At 65.4% G+C, this 8,299-nt stretch carries 8 protein-coding genes; 4 read left to right on the top strand and 4 right to left on the bottom strand.

The genetic code is table 11. From position 1 onward, the window contains the following. From BEN49_RS03855 to BEN49_RS03845, 3 genes are all read right to left on the bottom strand, one after another. On the bottom strand, nt 1-780 hold a 780-nt coding region (locus tag BEN49_RS03855; RefSeq protein ID WP_070741006.1), incomplete at its 3' end, for a TPM domain-containing protein. Then, nucleotides 777-1,235, bottom strand: coding sequence for a TPM domain-containing protein (locus BEN49_RS03850; protein WP_070741003.1), 459 nt, complete (start codon nt 1,233-1,235; stop codon nt 777-779). The genes BEN49_RS03855 and BEN49_RS03850, both read right to left, overlap by 4 nt. A 103-nt stretch (nt 1,236-1,338) precedes the next feature. Next, a complete protein-coding gene (locus BEN49_RS03845; RefSeq protein ID WP_083325738.1) occupies nt 1,339-1,917 on the bottom strand; it encodes a LemA family protein in 579 nt (192 codons plus the stop codon). A 204-nt stretch (nt 1,918-2,121) separates the two neighbouring features. Here BEN49_RS03845 and BEN49_RS03840 point away from each other — a divergent pair, with 204 nt between their 5' ends. Together BEN49_RS03840 and BEN49_RS03835 are read left to right on the top strand one after the other, a co-directional pair. Further along, entirely contained in the window at nt 2,122-3,123 is a 1,002-nt protein-coding gene (locus BEN49_RS03840) for a sugar phosphate nucleotidyltransferase (RefSeq protein ID WP_070741000.1), read from the top strand. A gap of 143 nt (nt 3,124-3,266) precedes the next feature. Next, nucleotides 3,267-3,992, top strand: coding sequence for a glycosyltransferase family 2 protein (locus BEN49_RS03835; RefSeq protein WP_070740997.1), 726 nt, complete (start codon nt 3,267-3,269; stop codon nt 3,990-3,992). A 44-nt stretch (nt 3,993-4,036) separates the two neighbouring features. Here BEN49_RS03835 and BEN49_RS03830 read toward each other — a convergent pair whose 3' ends face one another. Further along, on the bottom strand, nt 4,037-4,546 hold the full coding sequence (locus BEN49_RS03830) for a gluconokinase (protein ID WP_239691806.1): 510 nt from the start codon (nt 4,544-4,546) through the stop codon (nt 4,037-4,039). Between the two features lie 175 nt (nt 4,547-4,721). On the opposite strand from BEN49_RS03830, the gene BEN49_RS03825 reads away from it, so the two are divergent. After that, a complete protein-coding gene (locus BEN49_RS03825) occupies nt 4,722-5,942 on the top strand; it encodes a hypothetical protein (RefSeq protein WP_070740992.1) in 1,221 nt (406 codons plus the stop codon). 13 nt (nt 5,943-5,955) lie between these two features. Then, nucleotides 5,956-8,199 (top strand): prolyl oligopeptidase family serine peptidase, encoded by a 2,244-nt coding sequence (locus BEN49_RS03820; RefSeq protein WP_239691805.1) that lies wholly within the window; start codon nt 5,956-5,958, stop codon nt 8,197-8,199. Nucleotides 8,200-8,299 lie beyond the last annotated feature (100 nt).

Below are 8,299 nucleotides of genomic sequence, written 5' to 3'. Positions count from 1 at the left end.
CTCCGCCGCTCCCCCGAAGCCACCGCCACCTCCGCCAAACCCACCGCCGCTACCGAAGCCGCCCAGGCCACCGAAGAGGATGGGGCCGAAGCCGCCACTGCGCCCACTACGGCCACCACCGCCCCCACCGCCGCCGCGGCGGCTGATTTGAATGAAGATGAAAATGGCAATCAGGATGACGACGATGAGGCCGAAGCCAGGGCCCCCACCGCCCTGGCTTCGGTCTTGCACCGCAGCCGGGTCGGCCTGGTACTCGCCGCGGGCCAAGGCAATGAGCTGGTCGGTGCCCCGGTCGAGGCCCGCGTAGTACTGGTTCTGCCGGAAGGCCGGCACCAGCGTGTTGCTGATGATGCGCTTGGCCAGGGCGTCGGGCACCGCCCCTTCCAGGCCGCGGCCGGTTTGGATGCGGGCGGCGTGCTCCTGCTGCGCCACCAGTACCAGAATGCCGTTGTTCTTGCCCTTCTGGCCAATGCCCCAGGCCCGGTACAGCTGCTGGGCGTAGTCGGCAATTTCGTTGCCGCCCAGGTCGGGCACGGTCACGACGGCGATTTGCGAGGAAGTGCTGTCGTTGTAGGCCACCAGCTTTTGCTCCAGCGCGTCGGCCTCCTGGGGCTGCATAAGGTGGGCCAGGTCGTTCACGAGGCGCGGCGGGTTGGGGCGTGGGGGCAGGCCCTGGGCCAGGGCCCCGGCAGCGGCCAGCACGGCCAGCAGCAGCATGCCTAGCGCCCGGCGCAGCCACTGCGGCCCGGCGGCTACCAGCAAGTAGGGGCCCTGGCTCATGGGCGGGGCGACGGCTCATCGCCGCCAATGGAGATGCTGTCGTCCAGCTCGTTCTGGTCCGTAGCCGCGTCGTAGGGAAAGTAGCGCTTGAGCTGCTCGCCCACTTGGCGGATGCCGTGCTCGAGGCCAGCCACGTAGTTTTCGCGCCGGAAGTCGCGCAGTATCGCTTCCTTGGTAATTTCCCAGAAATCGTCGGGTACCACCGAATTGATGCCCACGTCGCCGGCAATGGCAAATTGGCGGCTGGTCCAGGCCATGTAAAATAGCACGCCATTGCGCTGGGCCGTGCGGTGCATGCCCAGCTCGCCAAACACCTGCGCCGCCCGGTCGAGGGGCTCGGGCGTGGGGCAAGTGTCTTCCAGATGCACCCGGATTTCGCCCGACGTAGTGACCTCCGCTTGCCGGATGGCCGCCACCAGGGCCGCGTCCTGCGCGGGGGTAAGGGGAGATTTCATAGCTTATCAGTTAACAATTAACAGTGAGCAGTGAACAGTTGGCAAGCGGACAATCGTGCTGCCCGGCCTGCAAACTGTTCACTGCTCACTGTTCACTGATAATTTAGAACTGCACCGTGGGGGCCTTGCTAGCGGCGGCGTCGGCCTCGAAGTAGGGCTTCTCCTTGAAGCCGAACATGTTGGCAAACAGGTTGTTCGGAAACGAGCGAGTGAAGGTGTTGTAGTCGGTGGTGGAGGTATTGAAGTCGTTGCGGGCCACGTTGATGCGGTTTTCGGTACCCTCAATCTGGGCTTGCAGCTCCTGGAAGTTGGCGTTGGCCTTCAGCTCGGGGTAGTTCTCCGATACGGCCAGCAGCCGGCCCAGGCCAGAGGAGAGCTGGCTTTGGGCCGCCTGGAATTTTTGGATGTTTTCGGGCGTCAGCTGGTCGGCATTCAGCTGCACGCTGGTAGCTTTAGCGCGGGCTTCAATCACGCCTTCGAGGGTGGATTTCTCGAAGTTGGCGGCACCCTTCACGGTGTTCACCAGGTTGGGAATCAGGTCGGAGCGGCGCTGGTAGGCGCTTTGCACAGCGGCCCATTTGTTTTTCACTTCCTGGTCGCGGGAGACCATGCCGTTGTAGCCGCACGACGATTGCGAGAGCAGGATGACGAAGCCGGCGAAGTAGAGGAGGAGGCGTTTCATGAGGGGGAAAGGATAAGGTGAAAGAGGGTGAAGACGAAAGAAAGTGGCGCGGGGCCCAACCGAACGGGGCCCCGGCCGGTTGAGGGCAGCGGCAGGGCCCCATACGCAACCGTGGCCCAACGGTTGTTTGGCGGCCGGGGCCGTACTTGCGGGTCGGTGAAGCTGCAAGTACGGCCAGTTTCCTCATTTTTACTTTTCCCCGCTGTGAAAGCCATCATTCCCGTTGCCGGTATTGGCTCGCGCCTGCGCCCCCACACCCACACCCAGCCCAAGAGCCTGGTGCCGGTGGCCGGCAACACCATCCTGGGCCACATCATCGACCGGCTGACGGCCGCTGGCCTCACCGAGTTCGTGTTCGTGGTGGGCTACCTCGGCGACAAGGTGGTGCGCTACGTGCGCCGCCAGTACCCCGATCTGAACGCGACCTTTGTGCTGCAAGAGCCCCGCGAGGGCCTGGGCCACGCCCTGTGGCTGGCGCGCGACACGTTCCGGCACGACCCCGACGGGGTGCTGATTTTGCTCGGCGACACCATTGTGGACGTGGACCTGCCCGCCCTGCTGGCCACGCCGGGCACGGTGCTGGCCGTGAAGGAAGTGAAAACGCCCTCGCTCTTTGGCCTCGTGGAAACGGGCCCCGGCGGCCGCGTGCGCAAGGTGGTAGAAAAGCCCACCATCCCCAAGTCCAACTTTGCCCTGGTGGGCCTGTACAAGCTGGCCGATGCCGAGCAGCTAGCCCAGGCCCTGGAGTGGCTCATTGCCAGCAACGTGCGTACCCACGGCGAGTACCAGCTCACCGATGCCCTGATGCACCTCATCGAGCAGGGCGAGGAAATGACCACGGCCGCCGTGGACAACTGGTTCGACTGCGGCCGCAAGGACACGCTGCTCGAAGCCAACGCCCGCCTGCTGAACCGGCCCGAGTTTCTGGAGCCGCGCGACTACTCGGAGTTCGTGGGCTCGGTCATCATTCCGCCCGTTAGCATCGGGCCCGGCTGCCGCATCGAAAACTCCATCATCGGCCCCAACGTGGCCATCGGCGACCGCACCATCGTCGAGCACACCATCCTCAGCAACTCCATCATCGGCTCGTATTCCGAGCTGCGCTCGGCCGTGATGCACGACTGCATCGTGGGCTCCGATGCTTCGTTTAGGGGCCTCAACCACAGCCTCAACATCGGCGACAACACTGAGATTGACTACAGCTAGGGCCCCCGAAGCCGGGAAGTAGCCGAGCGGGGTTTGGCAGGAATTATTTTTATCCACAATTTTTACGGGATAAAACAACTCGGGTGGCCAGGCTAGGTAGCCCGGCCCGTCCTTTACTGCGCTAATTAACCACCGCCGCTGTCTTGGTCAAATTCGACACTCTCTCCATTGTGGTGCCCGTTTACAACGAGGTCCGCACCGTCCATCAAATCCTGGATTTGCTGCGCGAGCTGCAGCTCCTCAACGGCATTGGCAAGGAGATTATTCTAGTCGACGACTGCTCAACCGACGACTCGGCGGCGGCCATCGAGGCCTACGCCGCGCGCTACCCCGGCCTGGGCCTGCGCCTACTCACCCACCCCGTGAACCGGGGCAAGGGTGCGGCCCTGCGCACGGGCCTGCGCGCCGCGACCGGTGACTACGTTATCGTGCAGGACGCCGATTTGGAGTACGACCCGGAGGAATACAACCTGCTGATTAAGCCCGTCTTGAAAGGCTTTGCCGACGTGGTATTTGGCTCGCGCTTCATGGGGGGCAACCCGCACCGCATCCTCTTTTTCTGGCACAGCATCGGCAATTATTGGCTCACCGTGTTCTCAAACATGACCGCCGACCTGAACCTGACGGACATGGAAACGTGCTACAAGCTGTTCCGGCGCGACATCATCCAGGGCCTCGACCTGAAGGAAAACCGCTTCGGCTTCGAGCCTGAAGTAACGGCCAAAGTGGCCCGGGTGCCCGGCGTGCGCATCTACGAGGTGGGCATTAGCTACTACGGCCGCACCTACGCCGAGGGCAAGAAAATTAGCTGGCGCGACGGGTTCCGTGCCCTCTACTGCATCGCCAAGTATGGCCTGCTCAAGCTTTAGCCCGTGGCGAGTGCGGGTATTGGGCCCTGGGGCGAGCAGCCGCGCTAGGCCCCGGCCGGCGGCAAGTGCAGCTGCGCCACCGCCTGATCCACCAGGGTTGCGGGCGGCGCGTCGTCGGTGAGGTGCAGGCCGTAGGTGGGCTTTTCGAGTGTGGCCAGCTGCGAGTCGAGCATGTCGGCTTTCATGTAGTGGCCCTGGCGGGCGGCCAGGCGGGCGCGCAGCACTTCCACGTCGGTATCGAGAAATACCCAGCTAAGGGGGGCCCCGGCACCGGCTTGCAGGGTTTGGCGGTAGGCTTCCTTGAGAGCCGAGCAGGCCAGCACGGCCCCGCCGGCCGCGCCCCACTGGCCCAGGTCGGTGGCCAGGGCGGCGAGCCAGCCGGCGCGGTCTTCGTCGGTGAGGGGGTGGCCGGCGGCCATTTTGGCCACGTTGGCGGCCGGGTGGAAATCGTCGCCGTCGTAGAACGGCAGGCCCAGGCGGGCGGCCAGCAGCTGGCCCACGGTGGTTTTGCCGCTGCCCGAGACGCCCATAACAATAATGAGGGGTGGATTCATGGGCGTAAATAACGCCGTTGGTTGAGCTTGGGTTGGCGCGCCTGCTGTATTATCGGCGCCCGTTGGCGAGTTAGGGCCCCGGGGCTGCGCTGCGCAGTAGCCCGGGGGCCCCAGCCGTTCCCATACCCGGCGCGGGGTGGCGTACTTTGCGGGCCTTACTTGTCGTTTGCTCCGCATGATGTTTCGCCGCTTTTCGCTCCTGCTTGCCTTGCCCCTGGGCTTGCTCGCCGCCCGGCCCGCACCGGCCCAAACGCCCCTGGGCCAGCCCTCGCTCGACGAGGCCAAGGTGCAGATTTGGTGCGCCACGGCCCGCTTCGTGTACGACGACGCCGGCCGGCCCAACCTCAAAAGCACTGTGCGCTGCGCCGGTGCCGACCTGCCCGCCCTGGCCACCAGCCTGCGGCCCGACAGCCTGCGCGTGTACTCGGTGCTCTACCAGCCCATCGAGGGCCGGGGCGTTGTTTACCAGGACAAAAAAACCACCAGCGCCCGGCTGGGGGCCCTGGTGAAGGCCATTGTGCAGAAGCTGAAGGCCTCCCCTGCCCGCCGCCGCGACCCCGCCCGCCTCGCCCGCCTGCAAGCCCTTGAAACCGCCCTGACCAACTACGTGGCCAGCGGCACGCCCCCCGGCGACGTGCCCGCCGCCATGGTGCCCACCACCGCCGATACCACCGCCACCGCCGGCAACGGGGCCCCCGGCCCAGCCGAAGCCGCCGAAGCCCAGGCCCAGGCTGTGCGCGACGCCAACCCCGGCGCCATGCTGCCCCCCCGGCACCGCCGCGCCATCGGGCGCTACCAGCCTGCTCGACCGCTTCGCCGCCCCGCTGGCCCTCATTTTGGGCATTCTGAGCCTGGTGCTGTACGTGATGCTGCGCATCAGCCTGGGGCAGTGGCGGCGGCAGCAGCGCCGCGAAACCTGAGCGCCACCCACGCCGCCGCCGGGGCCAAAACCGCCGCCGAGCAAGCTGCCGCCGCCGTGGCCGATGCCGCCGCCCGCGTGAAGCGCGCCGAAGCCCTGGTGCTGGCCGCCGGGGGCCCCAGCGAAACCCCCGCGACGCCCGCTGCTGAACTCCTCACCCCCACCCAGCGCCTGGAAGTGGAGCGCCTCGTGAGCCAGCGCGTGGACGAGGAAATGGCCTGGCTTCGCGGCCAGTTGCCCGAGTTGCTGGCCGCCGCCGCCGGGGCCACCCGCGCCGGACACGGCGGAGTAGGGCCCGGGGCGGGCTGCCGGCTTTTCGTCGGCTGCCCGCTAACCGTTGCATTGCCAGAACGGTCGTTGCGCAGCAAAGTGCTTGGTGGGGGCCCTGGTGATTACCGGGCGGCTGGTGAAAAGCCGGCAGCTTGGCCCATTCGATGCAGCACTATTCTATCTTTGAAGAATACTACCGCGCCCTAGTTCTTCCCGTCGTATGAATACTACCCACAAGCTGGCCCTGCTGGGGCTGCTGGTGGCCCCGGCCGCCTGCCGGGCCACGTCGCCGCCCCGCAACACGCTACCCAACCACCAGGCCCTCACCGAAATGACGGTGCCCGAGCCCGGCGAGCCCACCCACGCCAAGCGCCCCCAATACGTGCCCCCCATCGCCCCCAACCCGCCCTTGAAATACCCCGCCGCCCGCCGCACCGACCAGGTTGACGACTACTTCGGCACCAAAGTGCCCGACCCTTACCGCTGGCTCGAAAGCCTCGACACGCCCGAAACCAAGGCTTGGGTAACGGCCGAAAACGAGGTGACGTTTGGCTACCTAGGCCAGATTCCGTTCCGCGACAAAATCCGCGACCGGCTCACCAAGCTCTGGAACTACGAGCGCTACGGCGTGCCCGAGCAGGTGGGCGAACGGCTGGTGTTCAGCAAAAACGACGGCCTGCAAAACCAGGCTGTCGTATACGTGCAAACCGGCGCCGGCGAGCCCCAGGTGCTGCTCGACCCCAACAAGTTCTCGGCCGACGGCACCACGGCGCTGGCGGGCACGGCCTTCAGCAACGACCACCGCTACCTGGCCTACGCCACCAGCGGCGGCGGCTCGGACTGGCATAAGGTGAAAATCATGGACTTAACGACGAACAAAACCCTGCCCGAAACCCTGGACTGGGTGAAGGTGTCGGGCACGTCGTGGGTGAAAAACGGCTTTTATTACAGCCGCTACGACGCGCCCAAGGCCGGCGAAAACGGCCTGGCCGGCAAGAACGAGTTTCACAAAGTGTACTTCCACCAGCTGAACACACCCCAGAGCGCCGACAAGCTGGTGTACGAGGACAAGAAAATGGTGCTGGGCTTCCGCATGGCCGACGCCACGGAGGACGAGCGGTTACTGACCCTCTCCCTCACCGACGGCAAGGCCGACGGCAATCGCCTGCTGGTGCGCGACCTGCGCGACCCCAAGCAGGCCGCCACCTGGGCCACGCTCATCAGCTCCTACGAGTTTCAGAACCACGTGATTGGCAACGTGGGCGGCGAGGTGCTGGTGTACACCAACTACAAAGCGCCCCGCTTCCGGGTGGTGGCCATCGACCCCAAGAAGCCCGCGGAGGCCGGCTGGCGCACCGTGTTGCCCGAGGCCAAAGATAAACTGGAGGGCATCAGCCAAGTGGGCGGGCACCTGGTGGCCACGTACTTGCACGACGCCAGCTCGCTGGTGAAGGTGTACGACGAGGCCGGCAAGTTCCAGCACGACGTGGCGCTGCCCGCCATTGGCACGGCCAGCGGCTTCGGCGGCCGCCGCACGGATAAGGCTGTTTACTACGCCTTTACATCCTTCACGTACCCGACCACGATTTACAAATACGACCTGGCCACCAACGCCAGTACCGTGTTTAGGGCCCCCACCGTGGACGTGAACCCGGACGACTACCTGACCACCCAAATCTTCTACGCCAGCAAGGACGGCACGAAGATTCCGATGTTCATCATCCACAAAAAAGGCGTGAAGCTGGACGGGAAAAACCCGACCTACTTGTACGCTTACGGCGGGTTCAATATCTCGCTCACGCCGGGCTTTTCGGTGGCGCGCATGCTGTGGCTGGAGAACGGCGGCGTACTAGCCATCCCGAACCTGCGCGGCGGCGGCGAGTACGGCGAAGCCTGGCACCAGGCCGGCATGACGCCCCGCAAGCAGAACGTGTTCGACGACTTCATCGCTGCCGCCGAGTACCTGAAAATCAGCCAATACACCGACTACGAGCACCTGGCCATTGCCGGCGGCTCGAACGGCGGCCTGCTGGTGGGCGCCGCCATGACGCAGCGCCCCGACCTGTGCAAAGTGGCCCTGCCCGCCGTGGGCGTGATGGACATGCTGCGCTACCAGGACTTCACCATCGGCTGGAACTGGGCCCCGGAGTACGGCACCAGCAAGGACGCCGCGCAGTTTGCCAACCTCTACAAGTTCTCGCCGCTGCACAACCTAAAGCCGGCTGCTTACCCCGCCACGATGGTGACCACCGCCGACCACGACGACCGGGTAGTGCCGGCCCACTCGTTCAAGTTTGCCGCCGCCCTGCAAGCCGCCAACACGGGCCCCAACCCCACCCTCATTCGGGTGGACGTGAACGCCGGCCACGGCGCGGGCAAAAGCACCAAGCTCCAAATTCAGGAGTGGGCCGACGTGTGGAGCTTCTGCTTCGCCAACATGAACGTGACGCCGAACGTGAAATAAGTTGGCGCCTGGGGCCCCACCGGCCCAGCCGATTACGTAAGCAAGCGCGCCGCCGCCCGGCAACCGTGCGTAACTTGCGGCCCCAAACCCGTCTTTACTT

The sequence above is a fragment of the Hymenobacter coccineus genome (assembly GCF_001816125.1).
GTDB classification, from domain to species: Bacteria; Bacteroidota; Bacteroidia; order Cytophagales; family Hymenobacteraceae; genus Hymenobacter; species Hymenobacter coccineus.
Note: the sequence above shows the minus strand (reverse complement) of the source record. Positions and strands in the feature narration are given on the sequence as shown.

Coding starts and splice junctions, on each gene's coding strand:
- BEN49_RS03830 (WP_239691806.1), bottom strand. CDS start 4,546: ATGAATCCACCCCTCATTATTGTTATGGGCGTCTCGGGCAGCGGCAAA.
- BEN49_RS03825 (WP_070740992.1), top strand. CDS start 4,722: ATGATGTTTCGCCGCTTTTCGCTCCTGCTTGCCTTGCCCCTGGGCTTG.
- BEN49_RS03850 (WP_070741003.1), bottom strand. CDS start 1,235: ATGAAATCTCCCCTTACCCCCGCGCAGGACGCGGCCCTGGTGGCGGCC.
- BEN49_RS03845 (WP_083325738.1), bottom strand. CDS start 1,917: ATGAAACGCCTCCTCCTCTACTTCGCCGGCTTCGTCATCCTGCTCTCG.
- BEN49_RS03820 (WP_239691805.1), top strand. CDS start 5,956: ATGAATACTACCCACAAGCTGGCCCTGCTGGGGCTGCTGGTGGCCCCG.